At 54.4% G+C, this 18858-nt stretch carries 13 protein-coding genes, 1 tRNA gene and 1 riboswitch; of the genes, 12 read left to right on the plus strand and 2 right to left on the minus strand.

Annotated elements, in window-relative coordinates; all coding sequences use genetic code 11:
* Positions 1–93 precede the first annotated feature (93 nt).
* Together DWX58_RS08440 and DWX58_RS08445 are read right to left on the minus strand one after the other, a co-directional pair.
* Positions 94–1653, minus strand: a complete 1560-nt coding sequence (locus DWX58_RS08440) for an alkaline phosphatase (RefSeq protein ID WP_118643218.1) — start codon at positions 1651–1653, stop codon at positions 94–96.
* Between the two features lie 168 nt (positions 1654–1821).
* Complete coding sequence (locus DWX58_RS08445; protein ID WP_243093368.1) at positions 1822–2514, minus strand: ECF transporter S component; 693 nt, start codon at positions 2512–2514, stop codon at positions 1822–1824.
* Positions 2515–2625: 111 nt separating this feature from the next.
* Positions 2626–2754, minus strand: a riboswitch (FMN riboswitch).
* A gap of 294 nt (positions 2755–3048) precedes the next feature.
* Here DWX58_RS08445 and DWX58_RS08450 point away from each other — a divergent pair.
* From DWX58_RS08450 to DWX58_RS08505, 12 genes are all read left to right on the plus strand, one after another.
* Complete coding sequence (locus DWX58_RS08450) at positions 3049–4335, plus strand: glycosyltransferase family 2 protein (protein WP_118642863.1); 1287 nt, start codon at positions 3049–3051, stop codon at positions 4333–4335.
* Positions 4336–4524: 189 nt separating this feature from the next.
* Positions 4525–5241 (plus strand): UMP kinase, encoded by a 717-nt coding sequence (gene pyrH / locus DWX58_RS08455; protein ID WP_118642865.1) that lies wholly within the window; start codon positions 4525–4527, stop codon positions 5239–5241.
* A gap of 44 nt (positions 5242–5285) precedes the next feature.
* Positions 5286–5840 (plus strand): ribosome recycling factor, encoded by a 555-nt coding sequence (frr, locus tag DWX58_RS08460; protein WP_118642867.1) that lies wholly within the window; start codon positions 5286–5288, stop codon positions 5838–5840.
* 127 nt (positions 5841–5967) lie between these two features.
* Positions 5968–6717 carry an isoprenyl transferase gene (locus tag DWX58_RS08465; RefSeq protein WP_118642869.1) on the plus strand — a complete coding sequence of 250 codons (750 nt, stop codon included), beginning with the start codon at positions 5968–5970 and terminating at the stop codon, positions 6715–6717.
* A gap of 5 nt (positions 6718–6722) precedes the next feature.
* Entirely contained in the window at positions 6723–7547 is an 825-nt protein-coding gene (locus tag DWX58_RS08470) for a phosphatidate cytidylyltransferase (protein ID WP_118642871.1), read from the plus strand.
* Between the two features lie 40 nt (positions 7548–7587).
* Positions 7588–8724 carry a 1-deoxy-D-xylulose-5-phosphate reductoisomerase gene (locus DWX58_RS08475; protein ID WP_199648739.1) on the plus strand — a complete coding sequence of 379 codons (1137 nt, stop codon included), beginning with the start codon at positions 7588–7590 and terminating at the stop codon, positions 8722–8724.
* Between the two features lie 31 nt (positions 8725–8755).
* The gene (locus DWX58_RS08480; protein ID WP_118642873.1) at positions 8756–9829 is read left to right on the plus strand and encodes a M50 family metallopeptidase; all 1074 of its coding nucleotides are present in this window, start codon (positions 8756–8758) and stop codon (positions 9827–9829) included.
* A gap of 20 nt (positions 9830–9849) precedes the next feature.
* Positions 9850–10887: a flavodoxin-dependent (E)-4-hydroxy-3-methylbut-2-enyl-diphosphate synthase gene (gene ispG, locus DWX58_RS08485; RefSeq protein WP_118642875.1), complete on the plus strand. Its 1038-nt coding sequence runs from the start codon at positions 9850–9852 to the stop codon at positions 10885–10887.
* Between the two features lie 134 nt (positions 10888–11021).
* Positions 11022–15176 carry a PolC-type DNA polymerase III gene (locus DWX58_RS08490; RefSeq protein ID WP_118642877.1) on the plus strand — a complete coding sequence of 1385 codons (4155 nt, stop codon included), beginning with the start codon at positions 11022–11024 and terminating at the stop codon, positions 15174–15176.
* Positions 15177–15533: 357 nt separating this feature from the next.
* Positions 15534–17513: an LTA synthase family protein gene (locus tag DWX58_RS08495; protein WP_199648741.1), complete on the plus strand. Its 1980-nt coding sequence runs from the start codon at positions 15534–15536 to the stop codon at positions 17511–17513.
* 201 nt (positions 17514–17714) lie between these two features.
* On the plus strand, positions 17715–18434 hold the full coding sequence (locus DWX58_RS08500; RefSeq protein WP_118642881.1) for a Bax inhibitor-1/YccA family protein: 720 nt from the start codon (positions 17715–17717) through the stop codon (positions 18432–18434).
* A gap of 185 nt (positions 18435–18619) precedes the next feature.
* A tRNA-Leu gene (locus tag DWX58_RS08505) sits at positions 18620–18706 on the plus strand.
* Positions 18707–18858 lie beyond the last annotated feature (152 nt).

Raw genomic sequence — 18858 nt, forward strand, 5'->3', positions numbered from 1 at the left:
CCTTTCCAAGCGTTCTGTACCGCACAGCCCGCCCCTGCCGGAGAGGGCAGAGGCGGGCTATTGTGCAGGCTTAAATCTAAGTGAGGGAAAGGATTACTCCACGTCCAGCATCTCAGCCAGCTTATTGAAAATCTCGGTGTTGTCGTAGTAGCCGTTGAACACCTCAGCGTTGACGCCGTGGGCCAGGACGGCAACCGGCAGGCCGGTGTGGCTGTAAGAGGTGAAGGAGATACCGGACTTATTGTTGATGATGTGAGTCAGGGTGACGGAGAGGGGCTCGTAAGTACCGTAGAGCACATACTCCTCCTGCTCATATTCGCTGGCGGCAGTGCCGTTGATGGACTTCTCGTAGGCGGCGCGCAGCTGCTCCTGCTCATACTCGGTGAGCACCAGCTTGTCGCCCTCCTCGCCCTCCGTCTTCAGGCCGAAAAGCTCCTCCACATCCTTGAGTACATCCTCGAAAGAGGTCTTGTTCTCCTTGTAGGAGGCCACATAATCGCTGTCAAACTTGGCGTAGGAAATCTTCTGGTTCTCCAGCAGGTCCAGATAGGTGTCGTAGTCGGTGCCGGCAAAGCCGATGGTCAGACCGCCGGTCTCGTGGTCGCCGGTGACCACAATCAGGGTCTCATCGGGGTGCTCGGCCGCAAAGTCGATGGCCACCTGGACAGCGTCAGCCAGAGCCTGAGTGTCATGGATAGCAGAGGCAGCGTCGTTGGCGTGGCAGGCCCAGTCAATCTTGCCGCCCTCGCACATCATAAAGAAGCCGTTGTCGTTGTCCAGAACCTCAATGCCCTTTTCTACGTAGTCGGCCAGAGACCACATGTCGTCGGTGCGGTCCAGCTCATAGGCCATGGCGTCGCCGTCGGCCAGGTGCTCATCCACGATCATGACGGGGCCCTCGGTGACCTGCTCGGCCTCGGCCTGGGTCTTGACCACCTGGTAGCCGGCCTGCTCGGCCAGAGCGTACAGGTCCTCCTGGTCGCCCTCAGCACCGGTGGGCTTGAGCAGGGCGCCGCCGGCGAAGTACTCAAAGCCGGACTCCACCAACTCCAGGCCGATGTCATAGTAGTCATTGCGGCTGGCCTGATGCGCATAGAAGGCAGCGGGGGTGGCGTGGTTCAGGTTGACCGAGGAGATCACGCCGATCTTGTAATCCTTCTGGCTGTGCAGCTTCTCCGCAATGGTCTCGTATTCCACGCTGCCGGTCTCGTCCACGTTGATGGAACCGGAGTAGGTCTTGTGACCGGTGGAGATGGAGGTGGCGGTGGAGGCGGAGTCGGGAGCAAAGCTGTTGGAATCGTAAGTAACCGCAGAGCCGGCAACCTCAAAGTTCATGAAGTTCAGGTACTCAGGACCGTCCAGAGTAGCACCCTGATTGTCGTCGAGGCTGGGCTCAGCCTGCCAGTAGTCTTCGTCATTCAAAGCCCCAAGATAGTCGGATGTGGACTGGATCTGGGGATAGCTCATGCCATCGCCGATGAACAGGAACACATACTTGGGGGTCTTGGTTTCCTGATTGTCGGTGGACATGTTTACTGCGGAGTTGGAACCACTCTGGGCGGTGTTCTCACTGCCGGTACCGCTGCTGGAACAGCCGGCCAGCATGGATGCAGCCATGGTCAGAGCCAGGGCCACGGAAAGGAATCGCTTCATCATGTTGTTTCCTCCTGCTTACGTTTCAAAATTCATGTCGTCTGAGACGGGTTCATTTTAGGGAAGGATTGTTAAAAGCGCTACCGCCCAACGGTGAAAAAATAGTAAAACGCGGAGCAGACAGTTGTCTGCTCCGCGTTCTCAGGAGACAAGCAAAATAAAATTGAATCAGATTACACCGGCCAGCACAAGGGCAAACACCACAAAGGTGGCCAGCAGGGCGAAGGAAAAGAGGACAAAGCCCGCATTCATCTTCTTGCCCTGGCTGTTCTGGGAGGGAGGCACCACGCCGGCTTTGCGCAGGGCAGTGACCACGGGGGCATAGAGCAGCAGGGTGGCAGCCATGTTCATACCGCCCTTGGCCAGGTTAAAGGGAAGGAACAGAGTGGGTAGCAGGGCAGCCACATCAGCACGGGAAAACCCCACCATATACATAGGGGTGATAAGGTAATTCCACAGCAGCATCACAACGACCAGGCACACTACGCCGAGACTCAGTCCCAGGACAGCGCCCTTCTTGGTGTGCATCTTCTTATAGACAAAGGAGGCGGTGCAGCAGAAGGCGCAGGTGGCCAGGGCATTCATAATAAAGCCGATAATACCGGTGGTGCTGATACTGATCATCTCAATAAAGGCTACCAAAATGGAGATAATGGCCGCAGAAAGAGGACCGAAGGTAAATCCAGCAATACAGATGACTACGTCCTTAAAATCAAAATCCAGGAACATAACACTGGGCATCAGCTTGGACATCAGCATGACGATGTAGGCGATGGCAGTGAGCATGGCCATGCTCACCATAACCTTGGTATTCATGCGTGCGGTACGGGTCTGGGTACGTGCGGTAATGGGTTCAGACATAAAAAACACTCCTTACTTGTTTTGGTACACCTGAAAAGCCCATGCCTTCCAGGTGTCAAAACAATTAAGGAGGTGCGCGCACACGCAAACATTGCGTGTAAATTGTTTTACACACATCTTCTTCCATCCGGACTATAACCGTTGGTCCCGGAGTTTCACCGGGTCAGCGGACTCATAAACATGAGCCCGGTCGCGGACTGTACCGCCAGTGGGGAATTTCACCCCGCCCTGAAGACATTGGATTCAGTTGTCCTTACTTATTATACGTAAGATGATTCGGAAATGCAAGCACTTAATTTATATTTTTATTTTAAATCAATTTCAAAGCACATAACGATTAAAATGCACGAGAGAAGAGAAAAATGAAAATATTTTTCAAACAAATTTGCGCTTGACCTCCCAAAGCTGTGAATGAATTTTTAACTTTTTATTAATACTTGCGAAATAATCTTGCAATATTTAAAAGCCGTGCTATGATAGGTCGGTATCAAAAAGAATGAGAGCTATCCTAGTCTTCGCTAAAGGTGTTTTACTATGAATGTAATTCAAATGTTGGAAAGTTTTAATTTCTTGCTGGCAGTTTTGTTTACCACGATCTACATCTACCAGCTTGGTTATTTGTGTATGGGCTTGATCCGCAGGAAAGGACTTCACGTTCCGGAAGCCCACAAGTATCACCGCTATGCCGCCGTTATTTCGGCACGAAACGAAGAAGGGGTTATCGGAACACTAATCGAGTGCCTGAAACAGCAAAATTACCCCAAGGAATATTTGGATATTTACGTGGTGGCAGACAACTGTACTGACCATACGGCAGAGGTTTCCCGCCGCGCGGGCGCCATCGTATATGAGCGGTTCAATCAGCGTCAGAAGGGCAAGGGATACGCCCTGGACTATCTGTTCCGTACCTTGCGTCAGGAAGGCCGTGATATTTATGACGGCTATATGATTTTTGACGCGGATAATCTGGTGGATCCCCAGTTTACTGCTGAGATGAACAAGGTCTTCGACAGCGGCAAATATGCTGCCATTACCTGTTACCGCAACTCCAGCAACTTTGGAGCAAACTGGATTTCCGCCGGTTATGCCATCTGGTTTTTGCGGGAAGCCCGTTTCCTGAATGCCCCCCGTATGATGTTGGGTTCCAACTGTCACGTATCCGGTACCGGCTTCCTGGTCTCTGCCGACGTGATTCGTGAAAATGGAGGCTGGCCCTACCATCTGCTGACTGAGGATATTGAATTTTCGGTCAGCTGCGCTCTGAAGGGACAGCGGATTGGCTATTGCGAGAAGGCTGTCATTTATGATGAGCAGCCCACCTCCTTCCAGCAGTCCTGGAATCAGCGGATGCGCTGGTCCAAGGGCTTCTATCAGGTGAACTCCAACTACAGCGGCCGCCTGATTCGGAACTTCCTGTCCCGGCCCAGTCTGAAGAGCTGGTCCTGCTACGATATGTTTGTGACCGTAGCACCTGGAATGCTTCTGACCCTGGCTATGCTGGCCTTCAATGGTGTTCTTTGTCTGGCCTGCATGTTCGGACCGGAGTATCTGATTCCCCGTGTCATTGAGGTATCCACTCAATTTATTTTTGGCACGATCTTCAATTTCTATCTTGGCCTTCTGCTCTACGGCGTTTTGACTGTACTGTGCGAGTGGAAACAGATTCAGATTCCGGGGTATAAGAAGCTGCTGTACGTCTTCACGTTCCCCATCTTCATGTTTACTTACATTCCCATTTCCCTCAGCGCCCTGGTCCGCAAAGTGGACTGGAAGCCTATCTATCACTCGGGAAATCGCACCGTTTTGAGAAAAGTATCCTAAATCTTTGCGGGAGGTCTGAAGCAGACAGACTTCCCGCAATCTTTTTTGCTTGTTCCTTTGACATGGTTTAATAGAGGACCAAAAAAATTAACTCTTTGGACATAAAAAACTTTTCACTTTCCTCTATGCAAAAGAGGAGAATTATATTAAAATAGACAGGCAAGAATTGTAACACAAGGAGTGGTTCCCATGGAGCAGCCTAAGTATAAACGAGTTTTGTTGAAGATCAGTGGTGAGGCCCTGGCGGGTGATCAGGTCCGCGGCCTTGATTTCCATGTCATCGGTCAGGTGTGTGACGTTATCAAGCGCTGCGTCGAGTTGGGTGTCCAGGTGGGCGTCGTGGTCGGCGGCGGTAACTTCTGGCGCGGCGTAAAGGACGGCGGCGATCAGATGGAACGTGTGCGTGCCGACCATATGGGTATGCTGGCCACCGCAATTAATGCCCTGGCTGTGGCCGATGTGCTGGAGCAGAAGGGGGTCCCTGTCCGCGTGCAGACTGCCGTGGAGATGCGGGCCATGGCCGAGCCCTATATCCGTTCCCGGGCCATTCGTCATCTGGAAAAGGGACGCGTGGTCATTTTCGGCTGCGGCACGGGTAATCCGTTCTTCTCCACCGATACCGCCGCAGTGCTCCGCGCCGCTGAGATTGATGCGGATGTCATTTTGCTGGCCAAGAATATTGATGGCGTCTATTCCGCCGATCCCAAGCTGGATCCTGCTGCTATCAAGTATGATGCCATTACCTATGATGACGTGCTGGCGCAGCACCTGAAGGTGATGGATTCCACCGCCACCTCTTTGTCCATGGACAACAAGATTCCCGTTCTGCTCTTTGCGCTGAAAGATCCTGAGAACATTATCCGCGCCGTGATGGGGGAGAAGATCGGTACCATCGTAGGTGGCTGAAGGCACACCAACCCAGAAAATAAAAACGGAAAGGGAGTAAGACCATGAGTCCCGAAAATAAGGTGTATGACGAGAAGATGCTTAAGACCATTGAGGTCGTCAAAGCAAACTTTGCCTCTGTCCGGGCCGGCCGTGCCAACGCCGGTGTGCTGGACCGTATTTTAGTGGAATATTACGGCACCCCCACTCCGCTGAATCAGGTGGCCGCCATTTCCTCCCCGGACCCCCGTACGCTGGTGATTCAGCCTTGGGATGGTTCTCTGCTCAAGGCGATTGAGAAGGCGATTCAGACCTCCGACCTGGGCATCAATCCTCAGAACGATGGCCGTGTCATTCGCCTAGCATTCCCGCAGCTGACCGAGGAGCGCCGTAAGGATCTGTCCAAGCAGGTGCGCAAGTACGGCGAAGACGGCAAGGTTGCCGTGCGCAACATCCGCCGGGACGCCATGGAAGACTTCAAGAAGATGAAAAAGAACGGTGACATTACGGAAGATGACCAGAAGCAGCTGGAAAAAGAGCTGCAGGATCTCACCGACAAGCGCTGCAAGGATATTGATGAGCTGACTGCCGTCAAGGAAAAAGAACTGATGGCGGTGTAATCCATACCGCTGCGCTTATGGCCGCGGTGCCGGATGGCCGGCCGCCGCGGCCCTTTGCTGGTTTTAGAAATACGACCCGGACAGCCCTTATAACAGATTGGGGCCGGGTCGGAGCGAGGTGCCTGTCATGGCCTTTTTTCAGAAGAAATCTACTCCGGCTCAGCCTCAGGCGGATTTGCAGCATTTGCCCCGCCACATTGCCATTATTATGGACGGCAATGGACGCTGGGCCAAAAAACGTGGGCTGCCCCGTACTGCCGGCCATGCCGCGGGTGCGGAAACCTTTCGTTCCATTGCTACTTATTGCAAAGACATTGGCTTGGAGTACCTGACCGTCTACGCCTTTTCCACAGAAAACTGGAAACGCCCGGAAGAAGAGGTCTCCGCTATCATGGGGCTCCTGAAAAAGTACCTTCTGGAAGCTATTTCCAAGATGGAACGGGACCGGGTAAAGATGGCTTTTTTCGGGGATCTCTCGCCTTTGACACCGGAACTGCGTGAGCTTTGTGAGCGCACGCAGGAAATTTCCACCCATTATGACGGCTGTCAGGTCAATATTTGCCTGAACTACGGCGGGCGTGACGAGTTGCTGCACGCTGCCCAAGCCTATGCCCGAGACTGTATGGACGGGAAGGCAGACCCGAACCATTTGACCCAGGAGCAGTTCGGCGGTTATTTGTATTCCAAGGATATTCCGGATCCTGATCTCATCATCCGCCCCAGCGGAGAACTGAGGCTGTCTAACTTTTTGCTCTGGCAGTCCGCCTATGCGGAGTTCTACTTCACGGACGTGCTCTGGCCGGACTTCTCCAAAGAGGAGCTCCACCGGGCCATTGCGGCCTACCAAAGCCGCAGCCGCCGTTTCGGAGGTGTGTAACCCATATGGTGACACGAATTGTTGTGGCCGTGGTGCTGGCCCCGCTCTTTTTTATTGTTTTGTTTTTCCTTCCGCCGATTTGGCTGGCGGTGCTGATTTCTGCCATCTGTGCTGTGGCTTCCTTTGAGCTCCTGCGGGCGACAAAGGTGGCTCACCACAACGGCATGTACGCCTATACAGCCATTGCAGCGGCACTGATCCCCGGGGGATGCCTGTACTTTGGATATGGTAGCTGGTATATACGGGCGGCGGCCCTCTTCTTGATGGTAACGCTGTTTTTGCTGGCGATCAAGCTGTATGGAACGGACCGTGCCATTAAAACAGAGCAGATTATGGTCTGCCTGTTTGGTGGACTCATTATTCCCCTGTTCCTGTCTGCGCTGGTGGAGCTTAAGGATATGGAGCACGGAAAGTATCTGGTACTCCTGCCCGTTATCTGCGCATTTTTGACCGATGCCGGTGCCTATTTTGCAGGCGTTTTCCTGGGTAAGCACCGCGGCATCACCATGGTAAGTCCCAAGAAATCCCTGGAGGGCTATATCGGCGGAATCTTATCCGGCGCTGTATTTCTCTTGCTGTATGGAGTCATCCTCCAGCAGTTTGCCCATCTGGAGGTTTCTCTGCCCATTATGGCTCTTTATGGGCTTCTAGGTAGCGCTATCACAGAGTTGGGCGACCTCTCTTTTTCCTTCATCAAACGGCAGTACGGAATTAAAGATTACGGCAATTTACTCCCGGGACACGGCGGTATGCTGGATCGGTTCGACTCCATGACGTTTGCCGCACCTCTGCTGTTACTGTTGGTGGAGCTTCTTCCCGCATTTCACTAAGAAATGGACCGCGGCATGTTAGCCGCAATAGGTGATAGATATGAGCAGTTGTGTTTCTATTTTAGGTTCAACTGGATCCATCGGGCGGCAATCATTAGAGGTGATTGCCGCCTGCGGCATGCGTGTGGCCGCATTGACGGCAAACTCCAGCGTACAGAAGCTGGAGGAACAGGCCAGACAATTCCATCCGGAACTGGCCGTCATGATGGACGAAGAGGCTGCCGCTGACTTGCGGGTTCGACTGGCTGATACAGACATCCGTGTGGCTGGTGGAATGGAGGGCCTTTTGGAGGCGGCGGTCATCCCCAGCGCCGACACGGTCATTACCGCTGTGGTGGGTATGGTAGGCTTGCGTCCTACCTTGGCTGCCATTCGAGAAGGAAAGCGCATCGGCCTTGCCAACAAGGAAACCCTGGTCTGTGCCGGAACTCTAGTTCTGGAGGAGGCTAAAGACTATGGAGCGGAGATCATTCCCGTGGATTCCGAGCACTCCGCACTTTTCCAATGTTTGCAGGGCAATCGGGACCGAGGAGAGGTCAAACGACTGATTCTTACCTGCTCCGGTGGCCCCTTCTACGGGAAAAAAGCCGCAGAATTAAAGGGAATGACAAGGGAAGATGCCTTACGGCATCCCAACTGGTCCATGGGAGCAAAAATTACGGTTGACTCCGCCACGTTGATGAACAAAGGGTTGGAAGTCATTGAGGCCATGCATCTTTACCACATGCCGCCGGAAAAAATTTCCGTTGTAGTGCATCGCGAGAGTATTATCCATTCCCTGGTGGAATACTGTGATAATGCCATGATTGCCCAGTTGGGTGCACCGGATATGCGTCTGCCCATTCAGTATGCACTGACGTTCCCAAAGCGTGTACCGGGACCGGCGACCGAATTGGATTTGTGGAATTGCGGCCCTCTCACCTTTGGAAATCCGGATCTTGAAACCTTTCGTTGCTTGGATTTGGCCCTTCAGGCGGCCAGGACCGGAGGGACTGCTGGAGCCATTCTCAACGGTGCGAATGAAGCGGCCGTGGCTCAGTTCCTGGCAGGTAAAATTGGGTTCCTGGACATTGCTGAACAGGTGGCTCGGGCTATGGAGCAGGTGCCCGTTCGCTTCAATCCCGGCCTGAAGGATGTGCTGGAGGCGGACCGGGCCGCCCGTGAGGCAGTAGGTTGACGTTCCTTACACTGCCAGTATTGGAGGTACTATGCTTTATATCATCATCGGCATCTTAATCTTCGGTGTACTCATTGCCACCCATGAGTTGGGGCATTTCCTCACGGCTAAGCTGCTGGGTGTGAAGGTCAATGAGTTCTCCATCGGGATGGGTCCCGCTGTGTTCAGCAGAGAGAAAGGCGAGACGCTTTACAGCCTTCGCGTTCTTCCCATAGGCGGCTACTGTGCCATGGAAGGGGAGGAGGACAACTCCGCCGACCCCCGGTCCTTTGGTCGGGCCAGTGGCTGGCGGAAGATCCTTATTCTGTGTGCCGGTGCTGCCATGAACTTTTTGACCGGCATAATCATCCTGGCCGTTCTTCTCTTTCAATTGTCGGGCATCGCCATGCCGGTGGTGGCCGGTTTTCTGGATGGCTACGGACTGGAGAACTGCGGACTGCAGGAGGGCGACATTGTGTTGTCCATCAATGGTCAGCGTATGTTCAGTCTATATGGTCAAGACCGGATGCTGTCTGCCCTGGAGGCCGCCGGAGATAACGTCGACTTCGTGATCTCCCGAAATGGAGAACGAATCACCTTAAAGGACGTTTATATGCCCCGACAGGAGCGTGTGGCCGAGGATGGGACCGTCACCAATCTCCGTGGAATCAGCAAAAGCTTTGCTGCCTACGATGCCGGTTTCGGGGAGCGCCTTTTGTTTAGCTGGTACAGTGCCGTAGATATGGTAGAAGTGGTTTGGACCAGTCTGGGAACGCTGATTTCCGGCCAGGTGGGCATCCGTGAACTGTCCGGTCCGGTGGGCATCGTGGATACTATGACCGAAGTGGGTGAGCAGTCTGCCACAGCGATGGATGCCGCGATGAATCTGGCCTTCTTTGCTGCGCTTATTGCTGTCAACCTGGCAGTCATGAATCTGCTGCCTCTGCCCGCACTGGACGGCGGCCGGATTTTCTTCCTGCTGCTGAACGGCGTTTTGTACCTGCTGTTCCGCCGCAAAATTTCCCCTAAGTATGAGGGATATGTTCATATGGCGGGATTGGCTGCGCTGATGGGGCTGATGCTGGTAGTCACCCTCAGCGACGTGGGAAAAATATTTGGACATTAAGCCCGAAAGGGGAGTCTGACATGACAAAAGCAATTCAGGTGGGAGGCGTCACCATTGGCGGCGGAGCTCCCATTTCCATTCAGTCCATGACCAATACCCGTACTGATGACGTGGAGGCCACGCTCGCTCAAATCCGGGCCCTGGCCGCTGCCGGCTGCGATATTGTCCGGGTCGCCGTACCCGATATGGCGGCGGCCAAGGCTGTGGGAAAGATCAAAGAGAATTGTCCTCTGCCTCTGGTGGTGGACATCCACTTTGACTATAAGCTGGCCCTGGAGGCCATTGCGGCCGGCGCAGATAAAGTGCGCATCAATCCGGGCAACATCGGCGGTGCGGACAAGGTGAAGGCGGTGGCAGACGCCTGCCGCCAGCGTGGGATCCCCATCCGCATTGGGGTGAACGGAGGCTCTCTGGAAAAGGAATTGCTGGCCAAATATGGCCGGGTATGCCCCGAGGCCATGGTGGAATCCGCCTTCGGCCACATTCGTCTGCTCCAGCAGTTTGACTTTGATGACATCTGCGTCTCGTTAAAATCCTCCAGTGTGCCCATTACCATGAAGGCCTATCAGTTGATGAGCCAGCAAAGTAATTATCCTTTACATATTGGGGTGACTGAGGCCGGGACCGTTCGGATGGGCACTCTGAAATCTGCGGTGGGCATTGGCGGGCTGTTGGCTCTGGGAATTGGAGACACCATGCGGGTCTCTCTGTCCGCCGACCCGGTGCAGGAGGTGTACGCCGCCCGGGAAATCTTCAAGGCCGCCGGCATTCGTCGTGAGGGAGCCGAGCTGGTGTCCTGTCCCACCTGCGGCCGTACACGCATCAACCTGATTGCTCTGGCCAATGAGGTGGAGGAACGCCTCAAGGAAGTAGACAAGCCCATTACCGTGGCCGTCATGGGCTGCGTGGTCAATGGCCCGGGAGAGGCCAGCGCCGCAGACTGCGGCATTGCAGGCGGAGTAGGGGAGGGCCTGCTGTTCAAGAGAGGACAGATCATTAAAAAAGTCCCCCAGGACCAACTGGTGGATGAGCTCTTTGCCCTCATTGATACCCTGTAAAACCACAGATTCCGGAAATGTCTCTCCTTTGGGAGAGGCGTTTCCCAGCTTTTGAACGGTGGGGCCATGTTCTAGGGAGAATGGCCGAACCATTTCGGATATGTCCCGGATTTATTGTAACGGAGAGTTGACGAATGTCGAAGAAGATACCATTTTTACAGATGTTTTCCGCCCTGCGCCGCTGGACCGAGTTGGCCCAGGCGGTGGAGGGCTGGCTCATTGTGTCAGCCGCCATTGATAAGGCCACCCGAAGTGCCAAAATCGTGGTGGAAGGCGCAGATGGCGCAGGGAGCAACCTGATCCGCGAGGCAGAGGAGACCCTATCCAGGGCCTACGGTCTCTCCTCCGTCAAAATTGCGCCCGCCCCGGCGGCCCCTGCTCAGCCCAAGCACGAGGCACCGGCGCAGACGGCACCCGTCAACGAGCCCGCACCCTCTGAATCAACCCAAGCGGCGCCTTCTTCTGCCCCTCAGACGCCTCAAGATGCCTTTGCCCGGGCGGAGGCCATCCGCCAGGCCGCTCTGAAGCGGGCCGCGGTCAGCCCCACGGTCCACAAAGGGGAGAAGAAGTCTGCCGGTAAGGCCATTTTCGGCAAGGCCATCTCCAGGGCTCCGGTTCCCATTGGGGAATTGGAGCTGGATATGGGCATGGTAGTGGTAGAGGGCGATGTGTTTGCCATTGATAACCGGGAGCTGAAAAAGCGCGGTGCCTGGGTGGTGGCTTTTGACGTCACCGACTACACCGGCTCCATCCGGGTCAATAAGTTCTTTCCCGGAGACGAGGGGAAGCCCATGGTGGACGGCATCAAGAAGGGAATGCACCTGAAGATTCAGGGGCGCTTGAATTTGGACCGCTTCTATAACGACATGGTGCTGGAGCCCGTGGCGGTAGCGGTGGCAGAAAAGAAGGTGAAGGAGGACACCGCTCCCGAAAAACGGGTGGAGCTCCACCTACACACCACCATGTCCTCCATGGATGCCCTCACTGCCGTGGGCCCCAAGCTGGGGCCGGACAAAAATGTGGTGAAGCGGGCGGAATCCTGGGGCCACCCGGCCATCGCCATCACCGACCACGGCGTGGCTCAGTCCTTCCCGGACGCATGGCATTCGGCCAAGAAGATCAAGCTGCTCTATGGCGTGGAGGCCTACTTTGTAAACGATGTGGACGACCGGGTGGTGGTTCACGGGGAAACCAACGCTGATTTTTCCGACGAAATTGTCTGCTTTGACATTGAGACCACGGGTCTCAATAAAAAGCATGAGGTTATCATTGAAATCGGAGCCGTTATCCTGAAAAATGGTGAGATCACCGACCGCTTCAATACCTTTGCCGCCCCCGGACGGATTTTATCCCAGGAGATCATCATGCTCACCGGCATCACCGATGAGATGCTGGTGGGTGCGCCCTCCCAGAAGGAGGCCCTGCAAGCCTTTCTGGAATTTGCAGGAGACCGGCCTCTGGCCGCCCACAACGCCGAGTTTGACATGGGCTTCATTGCGGCAGGCTGCCGCAAATATGGCCTCCCATTCCATAACCCCTCGGTGGATAGCCTGATCCTGGCTCAGAACCTGCTGCCCGACCTTGGAAAATACAAGCTGGACATTGTGGCAGAGCACCTTCATTTGCCTGCCTTTAACCACCACCGGGCCAGCGACGACGCGGCTACAGTGGCCTATATGCTGCCCCCGTTCTTCAAGATGCTGGAGGAGGCAGGGCTGCACAGTCTGGGTGAGATCAACGGCTATATGCCCAGACTTCGGAAGAAAGGCAAGGCCCGCCGCCAGGCCAAGCACCTCATTGTGCTGGCCAAGAATCAGACGGGGCTCCGCAACCTCTACAAGCTCATTTCCCTGTCCCATCTGGAGCACTTCAAGCGGGTCCCCATCATGCCCAAGTCCCTCATTAACGAGAACCGTGAGGGCCTCATCATTGGCTCGGCCTGTGAGGCCGGGGAACTCTTCCAGGCGGTGGTAGCCGACAAAAACTGGGACGAGCTCAAGCGCATCGCCTCCTGGTACGACTATTTGGAGATTCAGCCCATCTGCAACAATCAGTTCATGCTGCGCAAGGGCATGGTGAAGTGCGAGGAAGAGCTGCGGGACTTCAACCGCACCATCGTGAAACTGGGCGAAGAGCTGGGCAAGCCGGTGTGCGCCACCGGCGACGTCCACTTCCTGGATCCGGAGGATGAAGTTTACCGCCACATTCTCCTGGCCAGCAAGGGCTTCGAGGACGCGGACGAGCCGCTGCCCATCTACTTCAAAACCACCGACGAAATGCTCAAGGAATTTGCCTATCTGGGAGAGGACAAGGCCAAAGAGGTCGTGGTGACCAACACCAACCTCATCGCCAACTGGTGCGACCCAATTGAGCCGCTGCCCCAGGGCCTGTTTGCTCCAAAGCTGGAGGACTCTGATGGAGAGCTGAAGCGTCTGGTATGGGGTAAGGCCCACGAGCTGTATGGCGAAAATCCCCCGCAGATTGTGGTGGACCGCATTGAGGCGGAGCTGGGCGACATCATCCGATGTAAGTACGACGTCATTTACATGTCCGCTCAGAAGCTGGTACAGAACTCTCTGGAGCACGGCTATCTGGTGGGCTCCCGTGGTTCGGTGGGTTCCTCTCTGGTGGCTTTCATGTCGGGCATTACGGAGGTAAACTCTCTGCCCGCCCACTACCGCTGTCCCAAATGTAAGCATTCTGACTTTGAATTTGGCCCCGCCAACGGCTACGGCTGCGGCGCGGACATGCCCGACGCGGTGTGTCCCGTGTGCGGCACCAAGTACGTCAAGGACGGCTTCAACATCCCCTTCGAAACCTTCCTGGGTTTCGGCGGCGATAAGGTCCCCGATATCGACCTGAACTTCTCCGGTGAGTACCAGGCCAATGCCCACCGCTACACCTTTGAACTCTTTGGTCAGACTCACGTGTTCCGTGCGGGCACCATCGGCACGGTGGCAGAGAAGACCGCCTTCGGCTATGTAAAGAAATACCTGGAGGAAAAGGGAAAGAGCGCCTCCAAGGCGGAGGAAAACCGCCTGGCCATCGGCTGCACCGGCGTCAAGCGGACCACCGGCCAGCACCCCGGCGGCATGGTGGTCATCCCCCAGGACAAGGAGATCTACGACTTCTGTCCCGTCCAGCACCCGGCGGATGACCCCAACAGCGATATCATCACTACCCATTTCGAATATCACTCCATGGAAAGTAACCTCCTGAAGCTGGACATGCTGGGACACGATGATCCCACCATGATTCGTATGCTTGAGGATCTGACCGGCGTCAATGCCCGGGAGATCCCTCTGGACGACCCGGACACCATGTCTCTGTTCAGCTCCTCCAAGGCCCTTGGCTATGAGAATGACAAGATTCTCGGCCCCACCGGCGGCACCGCCATCCCGGAGTTCGGCACTTCCTTCGTCCGGGGCATGCTGGAGGAGACCCAGCCCAAGCAGTTTGATATTCTGATCCGTCTGTCCGGCTTCTCCCACGGCACCGACGTGTGGCTGGGCAATGCCCGGGACCTGATTCTGAACCAGGGTGTCCCCGTCGGCGAGGCCATCGGCTGCCGCGACGACATCATGCTCTACCTCATCAAAATGGGTATGCCCCCCAAGCGCTCCTTCAAGATCATGGAGGCTGTGCGAAAGGGCAGGGGACTGCCCGAGGGAGCTGAGGACGAGATGAAGGCGGCAGGTGTACCTGACTGGTACATCGGCTCCTGTAAGAAGATCGCCTATCTGTTCCCCAAGGCCCACGCCGTGGCCTACGTGATGATGGCCTTCCGCATTGCCTGGTTCAAGGTTCACCGTCCCCTGGCCTTCTACGCCGCCTACTTCTCCATCCGGGCCAAGGCCTTTGACGAGGCCTATATGTGCCGTGGCATGGAGGTATGTCAGAAGAAAATGCGGGAGATCATTGCCAAGGACAAGGAGGCCTCTGCCGTGGAGCAGGACATGCTCACCACACTGGAGGTCTGCTATGAATTCTATCTCCGGGGCTTCACCTTCGACCGCATGGATCTCTATGAGTCCAAGGCGCTCCATTTCTCTGTGGATGAGGAGCATAACGCTCTGCGGCCGCCCTTTGTCTCCGTGGCGGGCCTGGGTGAAACGGCTGCCCTTTCTCTGGAGGAGGTCCGCAAGGGAAAATACTTTATATCCATTGAAGAAGTCTCCACCGCCTGTCCAAAGCTGTCCAAGACCCACATCGGGCTTTTAAAGGAGGCTGGCGCCTTTGGGGATATGCCGGAAACCAGCCAGCTGGATCTCTTTTCTCTGTTGGGATAATAGTGACGAAATTTGTGTAACTGCCGGAAACAAACCGGACCTTTGATACGTCTATCTTAAGTGAAACTGAAAATCTCTTGACGAACCACCTGTATCATGTTAAAAATGAGATTGCCGAAGGGACAAAGATACATGGAAACCGCGGTATTATCTTTTCCCACGGCAGGACATCGGCTGAACGAATGAGATCATATGGAGGTAATTCCAGAAATGCGTTCTAATTCCTATAACGGGAAACGAGTCTATCATAGCCGCGCTTCCTCGTCTTACGTTCCCTCTGAGACACTTCAGACCTTGCTGCGTGTATTATTTTTCCCGGTTTTGTTTTTGTATCTGGAGCTGGTTCTCCATATCAGCATGAAAACCAATCTGGCCTACATTCCGGTATATCTGGTTTTCAGCATTGCAGCCGGTCTGTTCTTTTCCGCTTTGACCCTGCCCTTCCGCAGGAGAGTAAATGGCATTCTGACAAAGGTTCTGACTGCGCTGTTCTCTCTGGTCTATGTGGTGGAGATCATCGCCAAAAAGATTCTTCAGTCTTACTACCCCCTCAGCACCATCGGTACGGCAGCGGGGAACCGGCTGACAGACTATTCCGAAGTTATTGTGGAACAGGTGGTAAAGAGCATCCCCCTGATTATTATCCTCTTCCTGCCCACCATTCTACTGATTGTCTTTGGAAACCGTTTTCTTGGTTTTGAACGCTTTGATATTCGGTTTGCCGGTCTTGTCCTGGCTGGTGCAGTCATTTTCCATGTGGTCGGTTTGGGAGTCATCCACCTGCCCTGGAGCGGAGATCTGACCCCCAAGCAGCTCTATCAGGTGGACACCAACATCGACGACCAGGTGGAGCAGCTGGGCCTTTGGACCATGCTGCGTCTGGACCTGAAGCATCAGATTATCAAGCCCAAGGCCAACTTGGACGATGATTTCAGCGGACTTGATGCCTTGGGCGGCGGCTCTTCCAGTTCTTCCGGCAGCTCTTCGGGAGACACTTCCACCGGCGGTAATGAGCCGGTGATCGATACCTCGCCCAACGTTATGGACGTGGATCTGGCCGCCATTGCAGAAAGCGCCAGCAACGATGACATTGCCTGGCTGGCCAACTACTTCAACAGCGTCACCCCCAGCAAGAAGAATGAATATACCGGCATGTTCGAGGGGTATAACGTCATCCAGCTGGTCATTGAGGGCTTCTCCGGCTACGCCATTGATCCCGAGCTCACCCCCACACTCTACAAGCTGGCCAACGAGGGCTTTGTGTTCAACAACTACTACACCGCCCTCCACTTCACCAGCACGTCCAACGGAGAGTGTCAGACGCTTCTGGGCCTCTATCCCAAGGACGGCATGCCCATCACCATGAAGCGCACCGGAGAACTGGGAACCAATTGCTATTTCTCTCTGGCCCAGCAGCTGGGGCGGGAAGGGTACCTGGTGAAGGGATACCACGGCAACTACGAGATGTACGGACGCCAGGCCTCCCACAGCAATCTGGGATACGACTGGAAACAGTTTGGAAGCGGCCTGATGGTGGATACAAAGGAAAATGGTGACATTGCCTGGCCTGCCCGGGACACGCAGGTCATTGAAAACAGCGTGGACGACTATATCAACAGCGATCAGCCCTTCCACGTCTACTATCTGACCATCAGCGGCCACATGCCTTACTCGGATAACCGAGTGGTGTCCACCTACCGGGATACGGTCCGCGCCTTGCCCTATAGTGAAACGACCCAGAACTATATCGCCACCGTGATGGAGGTGGACCGCGCCCTGGAGCTGCTTCTGCAGAAGCTGGAGGCGGCGGGTAAGCTGGACAAGACCCTCATTGTGGCTACCGGGGATCACATTCCTTACTTTAACGTAGATACTCTGGAGGAGTTGACCGGAAAAACCTTCGGCAGCTCCGAAGATATGGAAAACATCAAAGAGGATAACATTGACTTTGATGTTTATAAAAACACTCTGATTATGTGGTCGGCCAGCATGGAGGAACCGGTACAGGTCGACAAGGTCTGCTGCCAGGTCGATATTCTGCCTACTGTGTCCAATCTCCTTGGGCTGGAATATGATTCCAGAATGCTGGCAGGTACGGATATTCTGTCGGACAGCGAGGGGCTTGTTGTATTCAGCTCCAATTGCTGGAAGTCGGACAAGGGATTCTATAATCGGTTTACCCAAGAATTCACACCTGCCGCCGGTGTCACTATGACGGCGGAAGAGCAGGAGAGCTACGTCTCTGCCATGAAGCAGCTGGTCAACTATAAGCGCAGCTGCACGGCACGGATTGTAGAAAACGACTTTTATGATTATGTGTTCGGTTCGAATGGATAATTGAGCGAGGAGGCCGCCGGAATGGGCGGCCTCCTCGTCTTTTCCGCTGGCATTGACAGGATGCAGTTGCGTTTTTCCAAAATATCCCCTATAATGTGGCTGAGCATGAGAATTGCCCTTTGGGGCAAACTGATTCTGATTTCTTATGCCCGGTGCCATTTTTCAGGCACAAGATGCTCAACAGCGAAAGGAGTGCTTGCTATGAGCTTTGATCCCTATGAGTTTGACCGCAGCATGATGCAGGAAGGCCAGTTGGAAACCATAGGTCAGTACACCGCCAAAACCTTCCTCTGGATGGTACTGGGGCTGATGATTACCTTTGGAATTGCCGTTGCGGGTTGGATGACCAATTTCACCTACTATACGTTGATTTATTTTCCTGCCGTGCAGCTCGTTGTACTGGTGGCGACGCTGATTCTCTCCTACACCATGGCTGCCCGGATTGAGCGTATGTCGGTGGGCAGCGCCAAGGCCATTTTTGTGGCGTTTTCCATCCTGTTTGGCTTTACAATTTCCATTTACTTCTATCTCTACCGTCTGGAGAGCATTGTACTGGTCTTCCTGGCCACGGCCGTCTATTTTGCTGTTCTGGCTGCCTATGGCTATCTGACACAGCGGGACCTCAGCCGGATCGGCGGGATTTTATTCTCCGGCCTTATTTTCCTCATTGTTTTTGCAGTCATTTCCGTGTTTATTCCCGCCTTTACTGCACTGGACCGGATGGTATGTCTCCTGGGTATTGCCGTATTTCTGGGCTACACGGCCTATAATACGCAGAAAATCAAGGCCTACTATCAGTACTATGCTGGTTATCCGGATATGCTGGAAAAGGCTTCGATCTTTTCGGCACTCCAGCTGTATCTGGACTTTTTAAACCTGTTTTTGTATCTCCTGCGGTTTCTGGGAAATCGGAAAAATTAAGCGCTGCAAAAGCGCTGAAACAACAGCACACCGCTGGATGGACATGTGCCATCCAGCGGTGTGTCAGTCTTCAGAGAATATTCCGTTTCAGAGCGGGAAATGCAGTTTAACAGAAACAACTGTAAAAAATTGAATTGCATCTCTTGCCAAAAAGTCTGATTTCATGTATAATAACTCCTGCACGTGCCGGTGTGATGGAATTGGGAGACGTAGTGGACTCAAAATCCACCGCTGGCGACAGCGTACCGGTTCGAGTCCGGTCACCGGCACCACGTCGCCGCGGACGACATATCGTTCGCGGCGACTTTTTTTAAAGTCACCTCTCACTCATTTTGTCGCGGCTCCTCTCCAAATCGAACCCGCTACGTTGGGCTTCGATTTGGTTTTGGGTGTAAGCCTAGAGCCATGGCATCTATCCTGTTGC

Source organism: Pseudoflavonifractor sp. AF19-9AC (assembly GCF_003478995.1).
Lineage (GTDB): Bacteria > Bacillota > Clostridia > Oscillospirales > Oscillospiraceae > Lawsonibacter.

What these genes read in the sequence shown, in the direction of transcription:
- DWX58_RS08440 (WP_118643218.1), bottom strand. Translation starts at nt 1,653, where the DNA reads ATGAAGCGATTCCTTTCCGTGGCCCTGGCTCTGACCATGGCTGCATCC.
- DWX58_RS08445 (WP_243093368.1), bottom strand. Translation starts at nt 2,514, where the DNA reads ATGTCTGAACCCATTACCGCACGTACCCAGACCCGTACCGCACGCATG.
- DWX58_RS08450 (WP_118642863.1), top strand. Translation starts at nt 3,049, where the DNA reads ATGAATGTAATTCAAATGTTGGAAAGTTTTAATTTCTTGCTGGCAGTT.
- pyrH (WP_118642865.1), top strand. Translation starts at nt 4,525, where the DNA reads ATGGAGCAGCCTAAGTATAAACGAGTTTTGTTGAAGATCAGTGGTGAG.
- frr (WP_118642867.1), top strand. Translation starts at nt 5,286, where the DNA reads ATGAGTCCCGAAAATAAGGTGTATGACGAGAAGATGCTTAAGACCATT.
- DWX58_RS08465 (WP_118642869.1), top strand. Translation starts at nt 5,968, where the DNA reads ATGGCCTTTTTTCAGAAGAAATCTACTCCGGCTCAGCCTCAGGCGGAT.
- DWX58_RS08470 (WP_118642871.1), top strand. Translation starts at nt 6,723, where the DNA reads ATGGTGACACGAATTGTTGTGGCCGTGGTGCTGGCCCCGCTCTTTTTT.
- DWX58_RS08475 (WP_199648739.1), top strand. Translation starts at nt 7,588, where the DNA reads ATGAGCAGTTGTGTTTCTATTTTAGGTTCAACTGGATCCATCGGGCGG.
- DWX58_RS08480 (WP_118642873.1), top strand. Translation starts at nt 8,756, where the DNA reads ATGCTTTATATCATCATCGGCATCTTAATCTTCGGTGTACTCATTGCC.
- ispG (WP_118642875.1), top strand. Translation starts at nt 9,850, where the DNA reads ATGACAAAAGCAATTCAGGTGGGAGGCGTCACCATTGGCGGCGGAGCT.
- DWX58_RS08490 (WP_118642877.1), top strand. Translation starts at nt 11,022, where the DNA reads ATGTCGAAGAAGATACCATTTTTACAGATGTTTTCCGCCCTGCGCCGC.
- DWX58_RS08495 (WP_199648741.1), top strand. Translation starts at nt 15,534, where the DNA reads ATGAAAACCAATCTGGCCTACATTCCGGTATATCTGGTTTTCAGCATT.
- DWX58_RS08500 (WP_118642881.1), top strand. Translation starts at nt 17,715, where the DNA reads ATGAGCTTTGATCCCTATGAGTTTGACCGCAGCATGATGCAGGAAGGC.